The sequence below is a fragment of the Guptibacillus algicola genome (assembly GCF_020171805.1).
GTDB classification, from domain to species: domain Bacteria; phylum Bacillota; class Bacilli; order Bacillales; family Guptibacillaceae; genus Guptibacillus; species Guptibacillus algicola.
Genome location: NZ_JAIVAF010000003.1, coordinates 1,179,635 through 1,204,104 on the forward strand (window position 1 = coordinate 1,179,635; position 24,470 = coordinate 1,204,104).

Sequence of the window (24,470 nt, forward strand, 5' to 3'; positions counted from 1 at the left end):
AATAGAAATATTGAAATAATTTTAATTATTCGCATTAACAATTTCTGAAAGGATGGTCGTAGATGACGAAACTAGATACAGCAACCACTTCACAACAAAACCACCACGTTGCACTAAGACGTGACATCAACATGTTAGGAAACTTACTAGGTGACGTTTTAGTGCAGCATGGCGGACAACACCTTCTAGACACAGTAGAATCTATTCGTGAAAAAACAAAGTCGATAAGACAAAATGCTCAAGACGAAATAACGAAAGAACTAGAAGATACGATCCAAGGTCTACAATCTCCACTAAGAAAACAAGTTATCCGAGCTTTTGCATTGTATTTTCATTTAGTCAATATCGCAGAACAAAATCACAGAATTCGAAGACGAAAAGATTATCAAATGCTTGATGAAAATAGTTCACAGCCAGGGTCTATTCCGCATGCAATTTCAACATTGAAGGAGAATAATGTACCTGGAGAGCTAATCGAAGAGACGCTACAGTCTCTATCGTTAGAGCTTATTCTTACTGCTCACCCAACTGAAGCCACTCGTAGGACGGTTCTTGAAATCCATAAGAGAATCGCAAATGCTCTCCGTGAGATGGACAATCCGCTCTTAACTTCAAGAGAGAAGAAGAGCATCAAGGACTCCATCTATAATGAAATCACGACGCTTTGGCAAACTGATGAACTTCGCCATAAGAAACCAACTGTCATGGATGAAGTAAATATGGGGCTGTTTTATTTTGAAGAAACGCTATTCGATGTTCTTCCAGAAATTCATGAAGAACTTGAAGAATGTTTAAAGGAACATTATCCAGACGTATCATGGAACATCCCGAACATTCTCAACTTTGGATCATGGATTGGTGGAGATCGTGATGGGAACCCGTTTGTAACTCCTGACGTTACTTGGAACACACTCGAAAAGCAGCGTGAAGTTGTTGTATCAAAATACAAACAATCCGTTAAAGACCTAATGAGAAAGTTAAGTCAGTCCTCAAACAGAGTTCCAATCTGTGGTGAGTTGATTGCATCCATTGAAAGAGATGAAGAACAGCTTCCACATGTTAAGAGGTGGGGAGTTCCTCACGAATCATATCGAGTAAAGCTTTCATATGTTCTTGAGAAACTAGATAAGATCGGTACTCCTATTGGATATCACGATGCAGAAGATTTCATTAGTGATTTAAAGTTGCTAGAAAATAGCTTGCGTCAGCATTACCCAGAAGGTTTTCACTTTGATGATCTCCATAAACTTATTCGACAAGTTACGCTCTTCCGCTTCCACTTAGCGACGCTTGATATACGAAACCATAGTGGTAAGCATGAAGGTGCTGTAAATGAACTATTACAGCGTGTCAATATATCGGATGACTATTCTTCACTGTCAGAAAAGGAAAAAGTTAACCTTCTTGCCGAGGTTCTCGAGGATCCACGACCGGTTTTATCAACCTACGAAGATTACACGACAGACACGCAAGAAATTCTAGATATATTCTCTATGATAAGAAAAGCTCACGTTGAATTTGGAGAAGAATCCATTTCTGTATACTTAATTAGTATGACGCAATCAGCAAGTGATCTACTTGAAGTTCTCGTACTCGCAAAAGAAGCTGGAATTTATCGCCTTCACTCAGATGGCAGCATTGAAAGTAATTTGAACGTTGCACCACTTCTTGAGACGATCGATGATCTTAAAGCTGGAGCAAGTACAATGGAAGAGCTTTTTAATCTAGACGTTTATCAAAAACACCTTGAACAAGTAGGCAATCGCCAAGAAATTATGCTTGGCTATTCAGATGGTAGTAAAGATGGTGGAACATTAACAGCAAATTGGAAGCTATACCAAGCTCAACAAGAGATCAGTCAAATTGCAGTAGAACGAAACATAAAGCTAAAGTTCTTCCACGGTAGAGGTGGGGCACTTGGGCGAGGCGGTGGTCCATTAAGAAGAAGCTTGCTTTCACAACCTCCTGAAACCTATACCGCAGGTGTCAAAATCACAGAACAAGGTGAAGTCCTTTCTTCTCGCTACCTACTTTATGATATTGCTTACAGAAGTCTTGAACAGGCTACGACGACGTTACTCTCTGCAGCTGTTTCAGGAATCAAAAAAGACTCAAGGCAAGACGATTGGCAGAGAGCGATGGAGCATATTTCAGAACTCTCACTCGATAAGTATCAATCGTTGGTGTTTAATGACGAAGGGTTCTTGACTTACTTTACAAATGGAACTCCATTGCCTGAATTAGGAGCTCTGAATATCGGTTCAAGACCTATGAGTAGAAAAGGAACAAATAGCTTTGACGATTTAAGAGCGATTCCATGGGTATTTGCTTGGACACAAAGCCGCCAGCTAATGCCAGCATGGTATGCATCAGGTACTGGGTTGAACCAATTTGCCTCAACTCCAGAGGGACTCAATGAACTGAAAGAAATGTACGATAAGTGGCCATTTTTCGCATCGCTAATCGACAACTTACAGATGGGACTTATGAAAGCCGATTTACCAACAGCTGAAAAGTATATGGCGTTGATTAAAGATGAACAAGTCGCAACACGTATTTTTAATATGATCGTTGAAGAGTATCATCTTACGAAAAACGTGATCCTTACTATTACAGGGCAAGATGAGCTACTGGATGGCACGCCTAACATTAAAGATTCCATTCGTCTCAGAAACCCTTACGTAGATCCATTAAGTTCCTTACAGGTAGAACTAATATCAAAATATAGAGCGAGCGACAGTTCTGATGATGAACTACTGAAAGAAATTCTACTTACCATCAACGGTATTGCCGCTGGTCTAAGAAATACAGGTTGATCAAGAAACCTCTCTGCAACAATTGCGGAGGGGTTTTTTTGTTATTGGGTAATTCATTATGATTTCTCGATTTTTACCACAAATACTTTGCTCTTTTGATGCAAAACTAAGGATGTAAGAAAAATTGCACAAGGAGGGCAAAACATGTACAAAAAACTGATGCCGTTATTACTGCCCGGGTTATTGTTGCTCGGAGCATGTAATGCGAACGGTGATAATGATAAAAACGAAGCGATGAATAATATGAATACTACAAGTGCACCAACTGAAGGTATTCAACGAATTAATTCAGGGCAAATCACAATTGACCCTAACTCTTACAGTACGGAAACGCCTAGTAAAAAATTCCCTCACGGTGAGATCGTTCAAAAGGGACAGTTTGAGTTTAAAGAGGCTATTCCAGGGATTGATCCAAGAGAGTATCTTCCTGAAGGTTTCCCTGAGCAATACGGAATCGGTGGAGGAGATGAGCAAGCGAAGCAACGTGCAAGAGATGGGCAGAACAACAACCAAGGGCAAAATAATCAACAACCAGCCCAAGGTAATGAAGGTAACAATACAAATCAAGCAGAACCTTCAGGGGAAATCAGTAAAGAGGTTCAGCAGGTTATCGATTTAACGAATAAGGAGAGAAGAAAGCAGGGTCTTCCTGATCTGAAAGCATACACAAAGTTAAGTGATGTTGCTCAAGAAAAGTCACGTGATATGCAGGAAAAGAATTACTTCTCTCATACGAGCCCTACTTATGGATCTCCATTCGATATGATGAGAGACTTTGGTGTTGATTTTAACACGGCCGGTGAAAATATCGCTCAAGGTCAACAAACACCTCAATCAGTAGTGGATGCCTGGATGAAGAGTGAAGGGCACCGTAAAAACATCATGAACAAAAGCTTCACGCACATCGGTGTAGGCCTAGTACAAGATGGTCATTATTGGACACAAATGTTTATAGGAAAATAATAAGAGAGCCAGGTACATTAAGATGTGCCTGGTCCTTTTTTAATGTCATCCCATTGTTCTTTCACCACTTTTGGTTCATAATGGAAGGGGTAGTTATCTGAATAATAGTAATTTTACATAAGATTGGAAGGTGTAATCGCTTTGAATATCCTGGACGTTCTTTCTGATCTACTAGAACCAGAACAAATCAGTACAAACGAAACGATTATCGATCAACATAGTAAGGATGAATCGTATCATACACCACACAACCCAGATGTTGTGGTATTTCCAAAGAACGCGGAAGACATTAGTAAAGTAGTTGCAGCTGCAAACAAGAACAATATTCCAATCGTTCCGTTTGGGCTTGGTTCAAGCCTCGAAGGACATGTTATTCCGTATCAAGGTGGGATTTCGATCGACTTCCAGCTAATGAATAACGTAATCGAAGTACGTCCTGATGATTTTCTAGTTCGCGTACAGCCAGGTGTAACACGTTCACAATTAAATAAAGAATTAAAAAAGTACGGATTATTCTTTACTGTAGACCCTGGAGCTGATGCAACAATTGGCGGGATGACTTCAACGAATGCGAGTGGAACAACATCAGTACGCTATGGAGTTATGCGAGATGTTGTTCGTGATATTGAAGTTGTTCTTCCTGATGGGCAAATCATACATACGGGAAGCTTAACGGCTAAGTCATCTTCAGGTTACCACCTCACTAGTCTCTTTGTAGGTTCTGAAGGCACGCTCGGAACATTTTCTGAGATCACCTTAAAGGTATACGGAATTCCAGAGACCATACTTGCAGGTAGAATTGTTTTTCCTACGATCGAGAATGCAGTGACAACAGTTACAAACATTCTCCATGCAGGAATTCCAGTAGCCAGAATGGAACTCGTAGATGCACGTTCCATTCAACAAGTGAACAAAACAAATGAAACGGATTACTTAGAAAAACCGACAGTCTTTATTGAGTTTCATGGGAACGAGGCAGGTTTAAAACAGGATGTCGCTTTTGCAGAAAGCATCGCTCAAGATAACGATTGTGATGAATTTATCTTTGAGCATGATTCAAAGAAACGAGCACAATTGTGGGAGGCCCGTCATAATCTAGCCTATTCTTTCAGTCACAGTTCTCCAGGTAAGAAAATGATGGTAACGGATGTTTGCGTCCCCATTTCAGAACTAACTGGTGCTATTATTGATGCAAGACAAGCAATAGAACAATATGGACTGGACGGCGCATTAGTAGGTCATGTTGGGGATGGTAATTATCATGCTATCCTCATGCTAGACCCTGAAAATCCAACAGAGCTAGAAAAAGCTACTCAATTAAATCAGCATCTTGTGCATTATGCTTTAGATAAAGGCGGTACGTGTACTGGAGAGCATGGCGTCGGAACAGGTAAAATGAAATACCAACAAATGGAGCATGGACCGGCTTTCGAAGTGATGCGAGGTATAAAGAAAACACTTGATCCAAACGGAATCATGAATCCTGGCAAGATCTTTGAGATAAACTCATAATTTTGATTAGCAACTCCTATGCTATCGGTATTCTTTAAAAGTGTGGCGAACTCTTTTGAAGAATACCATTTATTCTACGCAAATTTGAAAGCGTTATCACAAAAGGGGTGGAATGTATATGTCGATAAAGAAAGTAGCTATTATTGGTTCTGGCACAATGGGACGAGGAATCGCTTATGCAGCAGCTATTTCTGGATTATCGGTTAACCTTCAAGATATTAACGAACCTTCGTTAGAAGATGCTAAAGCATATCACAAGAAAGAATTTGATCGAGCAGTAAAAAAAGAAATTTTAACGAGAGAAGAAGCGAACCGATCGTTTGAAGCGATCAACTATACAACAGATATGAAAGAATCAGTAAAAGATCGCGACCTCGTAATCGAGGCAGTATTAGAAATTATGGAATTGAAAGCAAGTATCTTCAAACAACTCGATGAGCTGACGCCTGAGCATGCGATACTCGCAACTAACACATCAACGATGTCTCCAACTGAAATCGCTGCACAAACGAACCGGCCTGACAAATGCATAGCACTTCACTTTTTTAACCCCGTACCACGTATGAAGCTAATAGAAGTGATCTGTGGGTTAGAGACTTCTGAACAAACGATTGAAAAAGCATTCGAATTTGGAGAATCAATCGGTAAGGAATGTGTGAAGATCAATGAATTTCCAGGCTTTGCTGTAAGTCGTATGAATTGCCTAATCGGTAATGAAGCAATGAATATGGTGATGGAAGGAGTAGGCTCTCCAGAAGACATCGACAAGGCGATGAAGTTAGGGTTGAATCATCCGATGGGGCCCCTAGAACTTGCTGATTTAGTCGGACTTGATACAAGGCTCCGTAACATGCAGTACCTCTATGAAACACTAGGTGAGAAATATAGACCTTGTCCGATTTTAACAAAGTATGTGAAAGCTGGGCATCTTGGCAAAAAGACAGGGAAAGGATTCTATACATATTCGTGATAAATAAACCTTTATTAAACATGGCAACATAGGGGGGAACCATGATGAAAGAAAGTATCGTTATTGTTGAATCAGTACGGACACCAGTTGGACGTTATGGAGGCGCACTTAAAGATCTTAATTCAGGGGAGCTAGCCGCGATTGCGATCAAAGAATCGATTAAGAGAGCTGGAATCTCACCTGATATCATCGATGAAGTCATTCTAGGAGAAGTTAGGCAGACAACAGAATCGTCAAATGTTGCAAGAGTTGCTGGACTCAGAGCAGGGATTTCAGAAACAGCACCTGGATTCACGATAAACAGACTCTGCGCGTCAGGGATACAGGCTATTGCATCTGCCGTACAACAAGTGCAATCTGGGCAAGCTGAGATTGTCGTAGCAGGTGGGACCGAAAGCTTGAGTAATGCACCGATCTATTTACGAAACAGTCGATTTGGTGGAGACAAAACACAATTGGTTGATTCCAACACTGAAGCAGGGCAACAGCCAATGGAACTATTTGGCTCTAAGTTAGGTATGGGGATAACAGCAGAAAATGTTGCTGACCGTTACCATATTTCTAGAGATGACCAAGATCGGTTTGCAGCGGAGAGTCAAAGAAGAGCTGCTTCTGCAATAGAGAAAGGCATATTCAAAGAAGAAATAACTCCAGTTGAAATCAAATCAAAACGAAATACTTTTACATTTGATACAGATGAACACCCAAGACCAGGCACAACATACGAGAAGCTTTCTAAATTAAAACCAGTGTTCAAGGAAAACGGTTCAGTAACCGCTGGGAATGCTTGCGGAAGGAATGATGGAGCCGTTGCAATGCTTATTATGAGTGAAGAAAAAGCTAGAGAACTGAATGCAAAACCTCTTGCAAGAGTCGTCGATTGGGCAACCTCTGGCGTATCACCTGAAATAATGGGAGTAGGTCCAGTACCAGCTGTAAAGAAGCTTCTAGAAAAGAGCAACATGTCACTTCAAGAAATCGGTTTAATCGAACTAAACGAAGCATTCGCTGCACAGGCATTAGCTGTCATGAGGGAATTAAACTTGGATGAAAACAGAGTGAATGTTAACGGCGGAGCCATTGCACTTGGTCATCCGCTAGGAGCTACTGGAGCAAGAATATTAACATCATTAATGTACGAAATGAAGCGAAGAAATGAACGGTATGGAATTGCAACGTTATGTGTTGGTGGTGGGCAAGGTATGGCCATGCTTGTTGAAAATATGAATATGTGATGGAATGAAGAGAGACAGTGCTCATTCGCACTGTCTTTTGTTTGTGAAAATGATAAAAAAGTGAGAGGTGTAACTTAAATGGAGATAAGAAGGTTTGTTGAAAGAGATATTCATGCGATACTCGATTTATTTTATGAAACCGTTCATACGGTTAATAAGAAAGATTATTCACCTGAACAGCTAACAGCATGGGCAAGCCCTTTGGAAAGAGAACAAAGGCACCTCGAATGGCTCAGAACCCTTCGCTCTCACTTTACACTAGTTGCTGAGGAAAATAACCAGGTGATTGGATTTATAGACTTAACAGCTGAGGGGCTTTTAGACCGCCTGTATGTTCATAAGGATTTGCAAAGACAAGGGGTTGCGTCAGCATTACTTGATGGAATCCTTCAACATGCGAAGCAACTAGAGTTAAGTGAAATAAAGACGGAAGCGAGCATAACCGCAAAACCCTTTTTCAAAAAGCATGGTTTTAGAGAAATAAAAAAACAGCAGATTGAAAAAAACGGAGTTATCTTGACCAATTTCTTAATGTACCTGGAAATAAATGGTGTCACCTCTCCAAGCATATGAGCACATTCGCCTACATAGGTTGATAAAAAAGGAGGGGGTCAGATGTATCAACCAATATCTCAATCTCTTCGTTACCCTGATGATATGCTTGCCATTATTCGAAATGGACTCAGGGAACAAAACCGCAAGTTAAACGTTACGATTGTAGGTGGTGGTATGTCTGGACTTGTGTCAGCTTCCCTTCTGAAAAAAGCAGGGCACAATGTAACCATTCTTGAAGGGAATAACCGTGTAGGAGGAAGAGTCTATACTGTTAGAGACCCATTTACTAATGGAAAGTATCTTGATGTTGGTGCTATGAGAATTCCCGTCACCCACAAACTAACGTATGAATACATCGATCGGTTTCAATTACCGATTAATAAATTCATAAATAGTTCTCCAAAAGATATTTTATATGCAAATGGCATCAAAGCTAGTAGGGCTGAATACGAAAAAAACCCCGATATCTTAGGATTTCCAGTAGAGCCAGATGAAAGAGGAAAAACAGCTACTGAATTATTCCTTAGTGCAGTACAGCCTTTTTATACGTTATATGAAAATGGTGATCAGAAACAAAAAGAATTCCTTAGAAGAAAATTCGATAGGTATTCTATGGAAAACTTTTTACGGTACAATCCAATCGGGCCGTCCTTATCACCTAATGCTGTTCGAATGATCAAGGTGCTTCTAGGAATCGAAGGATTTTCTGAGCTATCATTCGTCGATATATTAACAGATATAGTAAACACCGTGTTTAATACAGACTTAGAATTCAATGAAATAACGGGGGGCAATGATAAACTACCTGAAAGCTTTATTCACCAACTAGAAGATAATTTTTTATACAATGAAAAAGTACACAGGTTGATACAGAGACCTCGAAACATAGTCGTACAAACGCGCAATCAAAAGACAGGTGACATAAACACATTTAAGAGTGACATCGTAATCATGACGGTACCTTTTTCCGTATTTCAATTTATCGAGGTATTACCATATCATTCTTTTTCATTCGAGAAGTGGAAAGCGATTCGAGAGCTTCACTATGTGGCTTCTATGAAAATTGGAATTCAATTTAAAGAGCGATTTTGGGAGAAAGAAGGTCTTAAAGGAGCGAACCTCATATCGGATTTTCCAAACCGATATACATATACACCAAGTAGAACTGAAGATGATCCATCATCTAGTGGGGTTTTACTTGCGAGCTACAGCTGGGAAGACAACGCCATGCTTTGGAACAGCTTATCATTGGATCAACAGATCACTCAGTCACTAGAAGATCTTGCGAAGGTTCATGGCAAACGAGTATTTGATGATTATCAAGTTGGAACCTCATTTAGTTGGAGTCAGAATGAGTTCTCAGGAGGTTGTTTCACGCTTTACAAACCTAATCAGATAACAGAGTTTGAAAATGTGGTTACTAAACCAGAAGGTCGAGTCCACTTTGCTGGAGAGCATACCTCTTCTTTTCATGGCTGGATTGAAGGGGCAATCGAGTCGGGAATTAGGGCTGCATTTGAAGTCAATAATAGAAAAGATATATAAATGAAAAAAGCCAGAAATTAACTGGCATCTATTCTCTGTTCTCCGAGACACGCTTCACTCTGTTTAAAAATTCATTAACCACTTTATCTCCAGATAATAAAACAAACGGTTTAATGTACCATTTCAACGGTTCATTGAAGCCCGTATATCGAAGTTTCGTTACTTCTTCAGATTGTTTAAACAATTCATATGTACCTTGGATATCAAACATCCCACCTAGGTTAAAAGCAATTGTTAGCTTCTTCTCATCTTCTTTGTTCATGTACGCTAACGTATGTACATCATATTCCATCACGCGTTTTCCTTCGCGATATTTTTGCCTCGAAATACTTCCTACACCTTCATCTGTTACTTTAATGGGTGTATTTTCAACGACGTTCGGCATGATTTTTTGCATATTTTCTAATGATCCATCTAAATAACCCCACACTACTTCAATCGGTGCTTGTATTTCGATTGATTGATCCCATTTCTTAGGCATTCCAATACCCCCTTGAATCTTTATTCTACCTTATTCTTTTTAGCTCATTTGTTTTCCTTCTTTTATTAGTAGGTTTGGGAGGATTTAAGAAATAGTTTATAGAAAGACATGGAGAGGAATGGATGAAGTATTGGAAATAATAGGAGGGGTAGAGTGAGCAAACCGATTGAAATATCAAACATTCGAATCGAGCAAGACAAAGGCAAGGACCGTCGTGCTTATATAGCAAATTTCGAAGAACCTGTTCAATATGGTGTGCATGGAGGTGTAAAGGATTTCTATAACGTCTCTGTTGAGGAAGAACATCCTTCTACATTAGACCATATTGTCGCAGCAGCTGGTGGCTGACTAACCGGTACATTATCAGGTGCGCTGGAAGCGCGCCAAATACCGACGTTTCCAAATAAGCTGTCAGGGCAGTTCGAAGGCATAATCGAAGCACCGGATGGTGTATTAAAAATCACAAAAATAAAATGTACGTACAGTCTTGTGATTCCACAAGGGAAAAGAGATGCTGCTGAACGAGCATTATCTGTTTTTGAACGCGGATGTCCAGTCGCTCAAACCCTAAAGGGATGTGTAGAGTTCGAACACCAGTGGGAAATCACAGAAGAATAGACGACAAAACCCGATGGAGAGAAGCTTCATCGGGTTTTATATTATATCAGGACAACAATCATCCCGCTTCAATTTATTCAATTGCCTCTGGCTTAGCTAGCTTAATAAATTCTCTTACTGCAAAAGATAAATACTTATCCTTCTTCCAAATTAATCCTAGTTCCAGGCTTACTTCAGAGTTTGTAATGTGAAGGGCCTTGATCGAAGGATTTTGGATACTCATAGCAATTTTATCAGGTAGCAATGCAATACCGAGCTTTGCTTCTACCATTTCAATCATGAAATCTTTTTGAGAACTATGACAAACGATAGTTGGGTAAAAACCATGCTTGTCACAAGCTTCGATGATTCGATCATGTAACGTGAAATCTTCACGATACATAATAAAAGGTTCGTTTTGGAGTTCATTTATCGTAACGTTACTAAACTTGCTTATGGGATGATCTACGTGCACAATCAACATTAAAGGATCTTTTATTACAGGAAGTGTCTCGAAGTTTGTTTTTCGTACTGGCAGGTTACATACCATTCCAACATCCAACGACCCATCTTCTACACCTTGCTTAATTCGTTTTGATCCAACTTCTGTTAGTAGAATCGTAACACTTGGATATAATTCTTTAAATTGGCTAATTAGTTTCGAAAAGAACGCTGCCCCTATAATCGGAGGGATTCCTATCTTGATTTCACCTTTCTTTATTGCTGTGATATCAGATAGTTCAGCCGTCATATTATCAAACGATTGAAGCACTTTCTTTGCGTTCACAAGAACAGCTTTACCGGCATCTGTTAACTCCAATTGTTTTGAACGATAAAAGAGTGGGACACCAAGCTCATTTTCTATCTGTTTAATCGATTTACTTATTGAAGGTTGTGAAACATGTAAAGTAGATGCGGCTTTCGTAAAGCTTAGCTGCTTTGCAACTTCAGTGAAGTATTCAAGATGACGAATTTCCATATGTACCACTCCTGCTAGTAGAATAGTAAACTTACGCCCTATAACCAAACCGAATATGTAACATTCCAAATATGTATTATATTTAAGTTAACTTCTATTATAAGATATTACATAACGATAGGACAGTTTGATTTATACAAACTGCAAAACACGGGAGGAGTCTAGCTTATGAAAGATTATGTTCAAGAAGAATATCTACAGGTAGCTAATGAGCTCTATGAATTTATTAATGGTGATGTACTACCAGAAAGCGGCGTATCGAAAGAAGAGTTTTGGAACGGTTTAGGTGAAATCGTTCAAAACCTCGCTCCTAAAAACAAAGAATTGCTCAGAACTCGTGACGATATGCAAGAACGGTTAAACGAATGGCATCAATCGAATGAAACGTACGATCAAGATGAATACAAAGCTTTTCTGAAAGAACTAGATTATCTAGAACGTGAAGTAAGTGACTTTCAAATCACCACACAAAATGTTGATAACGAAATCGCTAATCAGGCAGGTCCTCAGCTAGTCGTACCTGTAAATAACGGCCGGTACGCGATCAATGCTGCCAATGCACGGTGGGGCAGTTTATATGATGCGTTGTATGGAACAGATGTTATCAGTGAAGAAGAAGGCGCAGAACGAACAAGTAAGTATAACCCTAAACGAGGCGCAAAAGTCATTTCTTATGCAAAAGGCGTCTTAGATAAAACAGCTCCACTTAAAGACTTCAGCCATAGTGATGTAAGCAAATATTTCATCGATAAGGGAGAACTAAAAGCACGTGTTGGAAATAATGACAGCGTTTTAGTAGATTCTAATCAATTCGTAGGTTTCAATGGGGATGAATCAAACCCAAGTGCAATTCTACTGAAGAACAATGGCATTCACTTAGAAATTCAACTAGACCGCTCTCACCCGATTGGTTCTAATGACCATGCCGGTGTAAAAGATGTATTCGTTGAATCGGCATTAACGACCATCATGGATTTTGAAGATTCCGTTGCAGCGGTTGATGCAGAAGATAAGGTCGTTGTGTATCGTAACTTCTTAGGACTCATTAAAGGAAACCTATCTGTTTCTTTTACAAAAGGAGCGAAGAACGTATCAAGAACATTGAATCCAGATCGAGAATACATGAATTCCAATGGTGAACGCTTCACTTTACCTGGACGATCACTGATGTTCGCACGAAATGTTGGCCACCTGATGACCACAGATGCGGTTTTAGATCGTGACGGAAACGAAATTCCTGAGGGCATTCTAGATACGGTTATAACAGGGCTAATCGCAAAGCATGATGTTTTAGGACATGGGAAGTATCGAAATTCAAAGAAAGGCTCTATTTACATCGTAAAACCTAAAATGCATGGTTCAAAAGAAGTCGCTTTTGCTAATGAATTGTTTAACAAAACGGAAGACCTTCTTGGTCTAGAACGAAACACGATGAAAATTGGGGTAATGGACGAAGAACGTCGAACAACGCTGAACCTTCGAAACTGTATTAAAGAAGTAAGTGAACGAATCGTCTTTATCAATACAGGATTTCTCGATCGTACCGGAGATGAAATCCATACATCAATGGAAGCCGGCACAGTAATTCGAAAACAGGATATGAAAAACTCAATCTGGCTTCAAAGCTATGAGAAATCCAATGTGCAACAAGGTCTTAAAACAGGCTTCACAGGTGTCGCACAAATTGGGAAAGGGATGTGGGCGATGCCCGACCTTATGGCTGACATGGTAGATCAAAAGGGAAGTCAGCTTATTGCAGGAGCTAATACTGCTTGGGTACCGTCTCCAACTGCTGCAACTCTGCACGCCTTACATTATCATGAAGTAAATGTCCCAACCGTACAGTCGGAGCTTTCAAAGAAGAACGCAAATTATCAGGAAGACATTCTGCAAATTCCAGTAGTCGATGTAGCAAAATGGAGTAAGGAAGAAATACAAGAGGAACTTGATAACAATGCACAAGGTATCCTTGGTTACGTAGTACGCTGGGTAGAACACGGTGTTGGCTGTTCTAAAGTACCCAACATTCATAATGTTGACTTAATGGAAGATCGTGCAACACTTAGAATTTCTAGTCAACATATGGCTAACTGGCTACGTCATGGTATATGCAGCAAAGATCAAGTATTGGAAACGATGAAACGGATGGCAAAAGTTGTCGATAAACAGAACGCAGATGATTCAGAATATCGACCAATGGCAAGCAACTACGACGAATCCACTGCATTCCAAGCAGCTTGTGAACTTGTATTAAAAGGAATCGATCAACCAAACGGGTATACAGAACCGATTCTCCACAAGAGAAGAAAAGAAGCGAAATCTAAAATTCTTGCTAGTAAATAGACTTCTTTGCAAAGTAGTTAAACGTTCTTTTTACGCAAAACATTAAAAGATAAAACGGAAAGAAGCACCTGCTTAATTTGGCAGGTGCTTCTTTCGTCCGAAATATACAGAAAATTTACATTTTTATGTATAAAGGAAATCGCGTCCGTCCATACTGTATTCAAGAGCATAAGGAGGGATAATGCATGGATCGTTATAGAATCATGTTTACATACAGAATGAGAAGTGTTGGATTTTTATGTATCCATTGTTTTGATACCTTTGAAAAGCAGATTGTAACCGTCCCTATTTATAGTAGTTATGATGGAATAGATCCAGCTCATGGAACCTTCACAAAGTTACCTCCTGAGCTTCAGAACACGTTGCTTTCAGAAAAAGAGAACATCAATAGTGGCTATTATTCGATAAGAACATGGGATGTCGAAAATTTAGGTTAAAGAAGTACAGCTGTTAATCAGCTGTTTTTTTATTGTAAAATAAGTGTAGACGAAGCTTATAATGAAATGGAACAGGGAAAAAAAGAGGAGGAGGGATAAGATGTTAAACAAAGTTGATTATTATTTATACAAGGTGGATGTAACGCAACCCACAGGTGCCGAGGTTTCATATTTTTGGGAGATTAGCGTTGCAGAGTTTGATGGTAAGATTTTTTCGTATGCGAAAGCTGATGAATTCGGAAGAAAAATCCGGTGGCATGAAAGTAATGAGACCGATAAAGAAAGTGCTCTTGCTGCTATTAAAGAGAGGTGTAAAGCTCAGAGTAAATAGGAGTTACATGAGTTGATTTTTAATCCTCACATCTAAGGAAACTCGTCTTAGCCCATTGATTCTTGGGCATACTTCTAGTAGTATAGGAACGAATGGCTAAGAATTGAAAAGAGGGTTACAAATGAAACAATCTATATACGGACTGACTTTTGATCAGTTGACCGATTGGCTTATGGAACACGGTCATAAGAAATTCCGCGCTTCTCAAGTATGGGATTGGCTATATAAAAAGCGTGTAAAAGAATTCTCACAAATGAACAATGTTAATAAAGAGTGCATCCAACTACTAAAAGACAATTTTGTTATCCAAACGCTAGAACAAGAAATCAAGCAAGAATCTTCCGACGGTACGATCAAGTTCTTGTTCAAATTGCAGGACGGTAATGTTATTGAAACAGTACTCATGCGCTTCCATTACGGACTATCCGTTTGTGTCACAACACAAGTAGGCTGTAATATCGGGTGTTCGTTCTGTGCGAGTGGACTTTTAAAGAAAAGCCGTGATTTAACAAGCGGTGAAATCGTTGAGCAAATTATGAACGTTCAGCACGCTCTAGATGATAAAGGACAGGAAGAGCGTGTGAGTCATATCGTAATCATGGGTATCGGTGAACCATTCGATAACTATCAGAATATGATGGACTTCCTTCACGTTGTTAACTCACAAAAAGGACTTTCGATCGGAGCTAGACACATAACGGTATCAACAAGTGGCTTAGCAGATCAGATTTATGATTTCGCAAATGAAGACTTGCAAGTTAACCTTGCCATTTCACTTCATGCGCCAAACGATGAAATACGAACGAAGATCATGAAGATCAACAAAGCATATCCACTAAGCAAACTGATGCCAGCGATTGATTACTATCTTGAGAAAACCAATCGCAGAATTACGTTCGAGTATATTATGCTTCGTGACGTTAACGATCATAAGGAAGAAGCTGTACAGCTTGCAAAGCTGTTAAGTGACAAGCGACACCTTTCATACGTGAACTTGATTCCGTATAATCCAGTTGATGACCATTCGTATCAACGGAGTGAGAAGGAAGCTATCCTAGCATTTTATGACACGCTTAAAAAGCACGGTATCAACTGCGTGATTCGTCATGAAAATGGAACGGACATCGACGCAGCTTGTGGTCAACTAAGAAGTAAACAAGTGAAAAAGTTAGAAAAGACCGGTAAGTAAGTACAAGCACACCTTTTGATAGGTGTGCTTTTTTGTGTTTTCAATTTAACAACCATTCACGTTCACCCTCAAAGAGGCTTCTTTCACGGTTTTCATCACAATGAATAAGCTGTAGAAAAAAAGAAGTGAGGGGACGATATGAAAGGGTTAATCATTACTGGGGTACTAATAGTTGTACTCGTTTTCTCAGGAATGTATAAACAACATCAACTTTACATTGCACCGTATGAAAGTGACCAAGACGATATCGGGGTCATGTCAGGATATAACCACATACATGTGTTGATAGATGAAGAGCGTTTCGTTCGACTAGATGTGTACAATAAAGATAAAGAACGTTCGAATAGCTATTCATCTTACGACATGGATCAGCTTTTCCCTTCTGCAGAATTTGTAGAAGTGTTCGAAGAAGAAGAGAGACTTTATGCATTATATAAAGATACTGAGGAAAAAGAATCGATCAAGAAACTAGTTGTAGGAACAAGAGGAAATCTTCAGTTTGCACAAGAGCGAAAGTAAGATTACCGCTTCACTAAACTCCTTCCTGCAACGATTAGTAGAGGTATGAATCCAAGAGATACCGCAAGAATCGTTTCCATTATTAGACCACTCTCACCGAGCTCAATTTCATTATTGAAGCTTGTAGTCGAAAAGAGATAAACGAGTAATCCTAAAGGGAAAACGAACGCTCGTTTATTTGATAAGTCAAATAGCTGTGTAATGATTTCATTGATGATAAATAGCATCATTGTTATTTTCATATAGGTTCCAATGATCAAGGCAATCCCAAACACCGATTCTACCCGCTGAATAATCTCGCCTATTTCAATAATTCTTGCGAGTTGGAAGATCGGAAACTTTTCATACGTTACCATAGGTCCGAATACCATTATCGATGCAATAATGGTGACAGCTAGTATGATTCCATTTAATAAAAGCCCTGCGTACATCCATCGTTTAAAAGGTTTATCTTTTTCTCGTTTCAAATAAGGTAAAATCATCGCAAAATACATGATATCCATGTAAGGAAAGCCAATTCCTACATATGTTGCATGTAATACAGGCTTCCACCCTGATAAGAGTACTGGTTGAAGATACTCTGGATGATAGTGAGTGATATTTAAGACTAATATAGAGAGGATGATGAAGAAAAGGAAGTACAGCATGCCATGAAACATCCGCGCCATCACTTCAATTCCCTGGCGGACGGTTAAGGAAGCAACCATAATGATCAAAAAATGGAAAATGTATAATGGGCTCTCTTTCAACATCGAGGTCGTTAGAAATTGTCCCATACCGTACGTAATGTTTGCTGTGAACAAAATAACGATCAATGCAAGAGAGATACCAAACAAGTAAGCTATCGGTTTCCACATCAAAACCTTTGTATATTGAACATACGATAAAGTAGGATATCGCTCATACATAAATAAAACGATCATCATCACCACAGCACCCAAACCGTTTGCAAGAAGGATCGAAATCCATGCACCGTTTTCTGCAATTCCAATGAATGGTCCTTGAATATTAATAATCGTTGACCCTGTGATAAAAGCTTGAAACAACAGGATCATTTGTAATGTGTTGATCGTTTCTATTTGTTTCATACATGCACGCTCCTTTCGTCTAGGATGTGAAGTAGTTGAAAATCATTCGAGCAGGACGTTCGAACGGAATGTCCAATAAATCATCTAAATTAAACATCGCTTTGCCACTTATAAAGACGAAGCTTAAATACCCAGAAATACATACTAGTCCCATGTAAAACATGAAATCTTTGCGGTTTTTCTTTTCTTTATCTAGGAACCATGTGTAGACAAGTAAAAGATACATAACAACCGTAACAATTATTCGTTCAATCATCTTACACTTCCTTAGTCAAAGAATGCTCTGCCAATATCTGATCCCGAATTACCAATGTCCATTTCGACATTCACCTGGAATTTCGCTTGACTAAAAATCTCTGGCCATTCAGCCTTTATTTTTTTCCACTGTTTAGGATTATCACGATAAATTTCATTTCCAATCCCAATCAAATCAACTTTATCTTCCTGTAAGTCAGTTAGAGTCTTATTAACTGCTTTCTTTACGACACCTGCAACTTTTTTATTGTACTTATTGATCTTTTCAGTAGTATCGATATTCGTACATTTTAACTCACCAATGTCGCCTAACATGCTGATGTCGACTTTTACACTGACGTCATTGGTTTTGGATAACGTTGGTTTAATCGATGTTTCAACATGGTTGATCTCGATGGACTCTTTCAGCTTAGTTTTCGAACCTTCACATGGGACTTCGATAATCCCTGATTGGGCTTCATTCATTAATTTCAGTAGTGACTCTGTTTCTCTCGGAGATAAATGCCCTGTTAATTTGCCTTTTTGGAGATAGGTAATTCCATAAACAATCGGCTCACCTGTAGATGAAAATTTGTAATATGGAAGTTTTGCTGTTGCTGTTTCGCTCTTTAGTTCTCTTCCGAAAATCAATAAATTTATATCGATTGATTTTGAATTATACTTGAAGGAAGACGTTTCAATTTCTTTCAGCTGCTGACTGATCGTATTCTCAATAAATGGCTTATTCTCAAGATAATCTTTTGCCTTTCCCTCCATAATCGCAATGCTGATCATCAATCGCGGTTCATGATCACGATAGAAAAACTCTAATATTTCCCCAACATTTCGTTCTTTTGCTAGTTCCTCGCTTATTAATATAATCCTTGTGTGACTCCACTGAGCTTTACGGCCTAGGTGTGTTGCAATATCTCTAATCGCTTCAAACACACTATCACCTGTTGTTTCAATGTTAAAAAACGCTTTGTCTCCACCACCTCCAGCACTACCGATCTTAGGAGATGGCTTAATAAATTGTGTTGTTAAATCAATTTTACCTTCATCACCTTCATGTAAATCAATTGCTACTGCTTGAACAAACCCAAATTCGGGTAGTTCTTCATGATCCCAACAACCGCTTAGTAGAAGGGAGGTAGTAACTAAACAAGTTAGTAAAGATAAACTCCTTTTGTTCATCAAAGTCAGCTACCTCCCTTTTCATTTGCTTTTGAAAGTACGTTACTTTGTTTATGTTTCCGTAATTGTTTAGAAAGGGGGGACCGAAAGATGAAATCGTATAAAATCCCATTACGAATCGGACCAAGTGGCGCAAAATAAGGTTGTCCAAGAGAGCGCAAGCTGATGAGATGAAGATAGATTAAAATAAACCCAATCATAAGTCCAAAACCTCCCAATGTAGCTGCACCAAGCATTAAAGGGACCCTTAGGATACGAGATGATGTACCAAATTCATACTGAGGAATCGAGAAAGATGCGATTCCTGTTAAGGCCACTACTACAACCATCATCGGAGATGCTATTCCTGCGTTGATCGAAGCATCTCCAATAACGAGAGCCCCTACGATACTTACCGCAGAACCAATCGGGCGCGGAAGTCGTAAACTAGCTTCTTGTAATAATTCAAAGAAAAATAACATGATTAACGCTTCTACTAGAGCGGGGAAAGGCATACCTTCTCGAGTGTCTAAAATCGCGAGCAACAAGACAGAGGGTATCAACTCAGTATGAAAAGTTGAAAGAGCGATATAAATACTTGGTAAGCTTAAGCTGATAATGTACCCCGTGATTCGAAGCATTCTGATAAGGGACGAAAACAATGTCCGCTGATAATAGTCAGAAGGAGATTGAAAGAACTCTACAAATAACCCGGGACATATTAAAACCGTTGGCGTCCCGTCAACAAGCGCAATTATTTTACCACCAAGTAGCGCAGATACTGCAACATCTGGTCTTTCAGTGGTTTTAAATTGAGGGAAAGGAGAATAAGTTGAATCCTCCATAAGCTCAGCAAAATAGGATGTTTCGAGAATTTCCTCATCATTAATTTCATCGAAACGTTTCTCAAACTCTTTTAATGTATCAGCAGGAACCGTTCCTTCTAAGTATGCATAAGCAACTTTTGATTTCGTTTGTTCACCTTTCTTTTGAATTTTCACCTTAAGCTTATCTGACTTCAATCGCGAGCGTATCAAACCCAAGTTTTTCGTTAAGTTCTCGATCGTACCTTCTCTTGGACCGATAACAGATACTTCGTTCTGAGGCTCCCCGACAGATCGCTTTTCAACTGCAAATGCATCGTACGCCAGTGCTTTGTTCCATCCTTCAAACATTACAACGATGAAACCCTCTAACAATTTCTCACTGACTTGCTCAAGCTTATCTATTACATTGACAGCGCGGGACGTTACACCGTGTTCAATAAAAAACTCTTTTATCTCTTTTAGTTCTACTTCCGTAGCGTTGCCAACCTCATGGGGGATAAGATCCTGCATGACCTCTTTGAGAAGATTGGCTTTTTCGTTTTGAACGATCGTTTCACAAAACACCACTAACGCCTTTTCATTGTATTGGCTACTGTATTGAAACTTGTTATAAATAATATCCTCGCAATCCGTAAAAATAGCTTTTATAGCTGTTTCATTATCTTCTAATTTTCTTGATAGTTGCGTTTTTGGTGAACTATCTTCCTGCTGATTATTCTCTGAACGCCTATGCCGTCTCACTTTCATCGTAAAAACTCCTCTACGACTATTTATTAAGTAGTTTCTCAAAAAAAGAAGGCATTATTCATAGAGGGGTGAGGTAGTATTGGCGACTTTCTCATTATGAATAGATGAATTATAGGATGCACATAGTAATAAAACGTAATTTCTGTTGAGGTGACGATAATGAGAAGAAGAAGGAGAAAAATTAAAGATTTAATACAGGAACAAACTCCATCTCAAGATGAGGTTATTTCAACATCTTTAACAATTAACAAAGAATACCTTGACCAAACACCGAACCTTCCAGGACTAACAGTAAGGGAAATAACTATATTTGACGGGCGAAATGCGCTTGTTACATACATTGATAATATTTCAGATACGCCATTTATTAGTCAGAATGTTTTAAGCCCATTGTTATCAACAAGGGAAAAAGATCGGACAGTAGCGAACGTCATAACAGTACCCAAAATAAGATTAGTAAACAAATGGAAAGATATCGAAACACATCTACTTCAAGGCTCCTGCCTTCTTTTTCTCGAAGGCGACAAAGATGCTCTTCTTGTCAATGCACTGAAAACGCAAAAGAGAAAGCCTATGGAGCCAGCAAACGAACGAACGATTCGTGGTTCTCATATTGGTTTTATCGAATCGCTCGAAGACAACATATCTATGCTCCGACATTTTTTAACAAGTGATCAATTACGAATCCAATATACGTTTGTTGGGAAGGAAAATAAAACAAAGATTGGGATCGTATACCTTGAAAACCTTGCAAATCCCGAAGCCCTCGAAGAACTGATGACTAGAATTGAAGGAGTAAAGTACAAAACCATACTCGACTCCGGAGAACTAGAGCAAATGATTGAGGATAATCCATATTCCATTTTTCCTCAGTTTCTCGCATCAGAGAGGCCAGACAGTGTAGCTGCAGACCTACTTCAAGGACGCTATGCAATTATCGTAGATCGGTCTCCTAGTGTTATTGTAGGACCAATAAATTTCAATTCGTTTTTTCAGAGTATCGATGATTATAGTTCAAGATGGATCTCTTCATCATTTATACGAATTCTCCGGTTTATTAGTTTTGTTATCGCTATTTTCTTACCATCTTTCTATATCGCGATCATCTCATTTCATTATGAAATATTACCACTCGAACTCCTTCTTTCTATTGGACAATCGAGAAGAGAGGTACCGTTCCCACCAATCATAGAAGCATTTTTAATGGAGTTTATTCTTGAAATGCTAAGAGAAGCTGGATTACGGTTACCGAAATCAATCGGTCAAACAGTTGGTATCGTTGGAGGTATCATCATAGGACAATCAGCAGTAGAGGCGGGAATCGTGAGTAACATTATGGTAATCGTTGTTGCGATGACTGCAATATCTTCGTTCGTAATGCCTAACCCCGAAATGGCATTCGGTATTCGATTTATCCGATTTCCGATGATGCTCGTCGCTTCTTTCTTCGGAATGGTCGGAATTATCATCGGCTTTATGGTTATCGTGATGCACTTAGTCAGCCTTGAATCACTTGGGACACCTTACGGAATACCATTTGGTCCACTTAAGTGGAAAGACTTAAAAGATTCCGTTATCCGATTTCCTCTATGGGCGATTGAAAAGGTTAAAACATCACGTAGCAACTAGATGCATAACAAATGGAGTTGGTGAACGTGCCTAATTTCAAAAACAATACGATTACCTTAACGCAGTTTTCTTTGCTACTATATGGAACTCAATCTGGAATTGGGATTTTATCTTTGCCAAGAGATTTAGCTGAAATTGGAGACACGAGCAGCTGGATCGCACTATTTATTGGATATGGGTTAAGTGTCTTAGCGTCTATACTCATTGTTCAAGTTATGAAAAATTACCCAGGCGATACGATCATTCAACTTTTCAAACGTTTTTTTGGAAAATGGCTAGGTTCATTCCTTTCTGTTTGTTGGATCGTATACACAACCTTTGGAATGTTTCTTATTACGGTTACAACAATCTTTATCATCAACACTTGGGTTTTGCCTAAAACAGCTCCTTACCTTATTCTTCTGATCATTACAATTCCAAGCTTTTACCTAGCGCGAAACGGCCTGCGAATCATTAGTCGATTCAGCGTACTCGTATTCCTCTTTACCTCATGGATGGCAATTTTATTTATGTATCCTATGTTTACTGGTAATCTTCTGCACTTGTTGCCGATTATCAAGGACGGTATCATGCCAATTTTAAAATCAGTACCTAACATTACTTTTTCTTTTTTAGGGATAGAATTATTATTTATCATTTATCCATTTTTAGAAGATAAATCAAAAGCTGTGAAAGGAATTCTAATTGCGAACGGGATAACCTTATTAAGTTATTTAGTCGTTACATTCAGTTCATTTATCTATTATGGACCGTATGAAGTTGTTGAATATGTATGGCCAACGTTAAATTTAGTAAAGCCAATCGAATTTCCATTTCTAGAACGTTTTGAAATTATTTTCTTATCGTTCTATTTATTAATACTTGCTACTACTGGAATACCGTATTACTTTGCCTCTTCTTTTAGTATTGCACAACTTCTGGGGCGTAAAGACCATCAACTCGCTTTGCTTTTTTTACTACCTGTTGTTTATATCAGCTTCTTCTTCTTCACAAATTCTTTAACGAATCTAGATAAACTCGGAAACATATTTAATAAAGTTGGATTAGGAATTGCGTTTATATTACCAGTCTTGTTACTGTTCTACGGATGGGTATTCAGGCTCTTTAGGAGGGAAAAAACGTGAAGCACTCCTACAAAAAGTTCTTAAAATCATGCATGGTCTTTCTACTAATTTTCTTAGTAGGGTGTCGCTCTGATCAGCTTTCCTTAGAGAGAACTTCCATCGCATTAGTAGTAGGCATTGATCAGAGCCAAGAAGAAGGAGATATGACAATTTACCAAACAAATCCCGTGTTCAGTAGAGAAGCAACCGACACTGTTTCTACATTACAAACAACCGCTCATTCTTTACGTCAAGCAAGAGATAACCTAGATTCCCAAAGTGCTGGAACAATAGTCGGTGGGAAACTTCAAGTTTTATTATTAGGGAAAGAGTTAATGAAAGAGCAAGCAATGTTCGAGGAGTTGGATGTGTTCTATCGAGATCCTAAGAATTCCCCCAACGCAAGAGTTGCAATGGTAGATGGCCCAATACGAGAAATAATGGAATTTAAACCAGAAGACAAGCCTCGTTTAGCCGTTTACTTGTCAGACCTCATCGATACGACTCATTTAAGAGAAAATGCTGTTCTAACCACGTTACAAGAATTTCATTACGCTAATTTTGAAAAGGGAATAACCCCTGCGGTTACAGAAATTCTTTTTAAAGGTGAAGAAATACAAGTTAAAGGGTCAGCTTTGTTAGATGAAAATGGAAAATATGTATTTTCTGCCGGACACCTCGAGAGTTCAATCATTCAGATGCTTAGAAAAGATGTACAAGAACCTATTCCAATTTCTCTTGTAGTCGAAAAACCCAATAAAGTTCTTAGTGTCGGTGTGACACGAATCAAGAGAAATATAGATGTTTCTTACAAAGATGACCAACTTGTCTTTGATATTGACTTCAAACTGAAAGTGTCCATTACTGAGAACACATCTTCTTTAGACCTAATAAAGGATTCCTCGAGAATCGAATCCATAATTTCGAAGAAAATAGAAAAAAAGGCTGATAAGCTTATCAAGAAAGTGCAAGATGAGAAGATCGAACCATTTGGTCTAGGGGTTTATGTTCGAGCTTATGAGTATGATAAGTGGAAAACGTTCGAAGACGATTGGCCGGAAGAATTCTCAAAAGCAAAAGTTAACGTAAAAACATCAGTATCGATTATCGAACATGGAGTAATTCAATAAACCAATGCAGAAACCAGTTCTTTAGGAAGGCCGATTGCAAAGAAAAAGCGCCAGAGCGGGCGCTTTT

22 protein-coding genes and 1 pseudogene are annotated in these 24,470 nt (G+C 38.9%); 17 read left to right on the plus strand and 6 right to left on the minus strand.

Annotated elements, in window-relative coordinates; translation table 11 throughout:
• Positions 1-62 precede the first annotated feature (62 nt).
• From ppc to LCM09_RS13680, 7 genes are all read left to right on the plus strand, one after another.
• Positions 63-2,816 (plus strand): phosphoenolpyruvate carboxylase, encoded by a 2,754-nt coding sequence (ppc, locus tag LCM09_RS13650; protein WP_224882707.1) that lies wholly within the window; start codon positions 63-65, stop codon positions 2,814-2,816.
• 144 nt (positions 2,817-2,960) lie between these two features.
• Entirely contained in the window at positions 2,961-3,779 is an 819-nt protein-coding gene (locus LCM09_RS13655) for a CAP domain-containing protein (protein WP_224882714.1), read from the plus strand.
• 141 nt (positions 3,780-3,920) lie between these two features.
• Positions 3,921-5,291, plus strand: coding sequence for an FAD-binding oxidoreductase (locus tag LCM09_RS13660; RefSeq protein WP_224882721.1), 1,371 nt, complete (start codon positions 3,921-3,923; stop codon positions 5,289-5,291).
• 118 nt (positions 5,292-5,409) lie between these two features.
• Positions 5,410-6,261, plus strand: coding sequence for a 3-hydroxyacyl-CoA dehydrogenase family protein (locus LCM09_RS13665; RefSeq protein ID WP_224882723.1), 852 nt, complete (start codon positions 5,410-5,412; stop codon positions 6,259-6,261).
• 44 nt (positions 6,262-6,305) lie between these two features.
• Positions 6,306-7,496 carry a thiolase family protein gene (locus LCM09_RS13670; protein ID WP_224883077.1) on the plus strand — a complete coding sequence of 397 codons (1,191 nt, stop codon included), beginning with the start codon at positions 6,306-6,308 and terminating at the stop codon, positions 7,494-7,496.
• Between the two features lie 78 nt (positions 7,497-7,574).
• On the plus strand, positions 7,575-8,069 hold the full coding sequence (locus tag LCM09_RS13675; RefSeq protein WP_224882725.1) for a GNAT family N-acetyltransferase: 495 nt from the start codon (positions 7,575-7,577) through the stop codon (positions 8,067-8,069).
• A 42-nt stretch (positions 8,070-8,111) separates the two neighbouring features.
• Positions 8,112-9,596: a flavin monoamine oxidase family protein gene (locus LCM09_RS13680; protein WP_224882727.1), complete on the plus strand. Its 1,485-nt coding sequence runs from the start codon at positions 8,112-8,114 to the stop codon at positions 9,594-9,596.
• Between the two features lie 28 nt (positions 9,597-9,624).
• Here the strand turns inward: LCM09_RS13680 and LCM09_RS13685 are convergent, their stop codons facing one another.
• Complete coding sequence (locus LCM09_RS13685; protein ID WP_224882729.1) at positions 9,625-10,077, minus strand: SRPBCC family protein; 453 nt, start codon at positions 10,075-10,077, stop codon at positions 9,625-9,627.
• A 153-nt stretch (positions 10,078-10,230) separates the two neighbouring features.
• Between LCM09_RS13685 and LCM09_RS13690 the strand changes: the two genes are divergently transcribed.
• Both LCM09_RS13690 and LCM09_RS20995 read left to right on the plus strand, forming a co-directional pair.
• A complete protein-coding gene (locus tag LCM09_RS13690) occupies positions 10,231-10,425 on the plus strand; it encodes a hypothetical protein (protein WP_224882731.1) in 195 nt (64 codons plus the stop codon).
• 21 nt (positions 10,426-10,446) lie between these two features.
• Positions 10,447-10,695 (plus strand): annotated as a pseudogene (locus LCM09_RS20995) (OsmC family protein); the annotation flags it as partial.
• A 73-nt stretch (positions 10,696-10,768) separates the two neighbouring features.
• Here LCM09_RS20995 and LCM09_RS13695 read toward each other — a convergent pair.
• Positions 10,769-11,653, minus strand: coding sequence for a LysR family transcriptional regulator (locus tag LCM09_RS13695; RefSeq protein WP_224882733.1), 885 nt, complete (start codon positions 11,651-11,653; stop codon positions 10,769-10,771).
• A gap of 168 nt (positions 11,654-11,821) precedes the next feature.
• Between LCM09_RS13695 and LCM09_RS13700 the strand changes: the two genes are divergently transcribed.
• From LCM09_RS13700 to LCM09_RS13720, 5 genes are all read left to right on the plus strand, one after another.
• Complete coding sequence (locus LCM09_RS13700) at positions 11,822-13,996, plus strand: malate synthase G (RefSeq protein ID WP_224882734.1); 2,175 nt, start codon at positions 11,822-11,824, stop codon at positions 13,994-13,996.
• Positions 13,997-14,181: 185 nt separating this feature from the next.
• Entirely contained in the window at positions 14,182-14,433 is a 252-nt protein-coding gene (locus LCM09_RS13705; protein ID WP_224882736.1) for a hypothetical protein, read from the plus strand.
• Positions 14,434-14,533: 100 nt separating this feature from the next.
• Entirely contained in the window at positions 14,534-14,764 is a 231-nt protein-coding gene (locus LCM09_RS13710) for a hypothetical protein (protein ID WP_224882738.1), read from the plus strand.
• A 121-nt stretch (positions 14,765-14,885) separates the two neighbouring features.
• Complete coding sequence (rlmN, locus tag LCM09_RS13715) at positions 14,886-15,953, plus strand: dual-specificity RNA methyltransferase RlmN (protein WP_224882745.1); 1,068 nt, start codon at positions 14,886-14,888, stop codon at positions 15,951-15,953.
• 138 nt (positions 15,954-16,091) lie between these two features.
• Entirely contained in the window at positions 16,092-16,472 is a 381-nt protein-coding gene (locus tag LCM09_RS13720) for a hypothetical protein (protein ID WP_224882747.1), read from the plus strand.
• Positions 16,473-16,474: 2 nt separating this feature from the next.
• On the opposite strand, the gene LCM09_RS13725 is transcribed toward LCM09_RS13720, so the two are convergent.
• Genes LCM09_RS13725 through LCM09_RS13740 form a run of 4 tightly spaced genes read right to left on the minus strand, consistent with a single transcriptional unit; the run spans position 16,475 to position 20,541 of the window.
• Positions 16,475-17,560: a GerAB/ArcD/ProY family transporter gene (locus LCM09_RS13725; RefSeq protein ID WP_224882749.1), complete on the minus strand. Its 1,086-nt coding sequence runs from the start codon at positions 17,558-17,560 to the stop codon at positions 16,475-16,477.
• 19 nt (positions 17,561-17,579) lie between these two features.
• A complete protein-coding gene (locus LCM09_RS13730) occupies positions 17,580-17,816 on the minus strand; it encodes a hypothetical protein (RefSeq protein WP_224882751.1) in 237 nt (78 codons plus the stop codon).
• Between the two features lie 11 nt (positions 17,817-17,827).
• A complete protein-coding gene (locus LCM09_RS13735; RefSeq protein ID WP_224883079.1) occupies positions 17,828-18,988 on the minus strand; it encodes a Ger(x)C family spore germination protein in 1,161 nt (386 codons plus the stop codon).
• Positions 18,989-18,993: 5 nt separating this feature from the next.
• A complete protein-coding gene (locus tag LCM09_RS13740; protein WP_224882752.1) occupies positions 18,994-20,541 on the minus strand; it encodes a spore germination protein in 1,548 nt (515 codons plus the stop codon).
• Between the two features lie 159 nt (positions 20,542-20,700).
• On the opposite strand from LCM09_RS13740, the gene LCM09_RS13745 reads away from it, so the two are divergent.
• From LCM09_RS13745 to LCM09_RS13755, 3 genes are read left to right on the plus strand one after another with little or no spacing between them, the layout of a single operon-like run.
• Positions 20,701-22,170 (plus strand): spore germination protein, encoded by a 1,470-nt coding sequence (locus tag LCM09_RS13745; RefSeq protein WP_224882754.1) that lies wholly within the window; start codon positions 20,701-20,703, stop codon positions 22,168-22,170.
• A gap of 26 nt (positions 22,171-22,196) precedes the next feature.
• Positions 22,197-23,294, plus strand: a complete 1,098-nt coding sequence (locus LCM09_RS13750; protein WP_224882756.1) for a GerAB/ArcD/ProY family transporter — start codon at positions 22,197-22,199, stop codon at positions 23,292-23,294.
• A complete protein-coding gene (locus LCM09_RS13755) occupies positions 23,291-24,403 on the plus strand; it encodes a Ger(x)C family spore germination protein (RefSeq protein WP_224882757.1) in 1,113 nt (370 codons plus the stop codon). Before LCM09_RS13750 ends, LCM09_RS13755 begins: the two co-directional genes overlap by 4 nt.
• Positions 24,404-24,470: the final 67 nt, after the last annotated feature.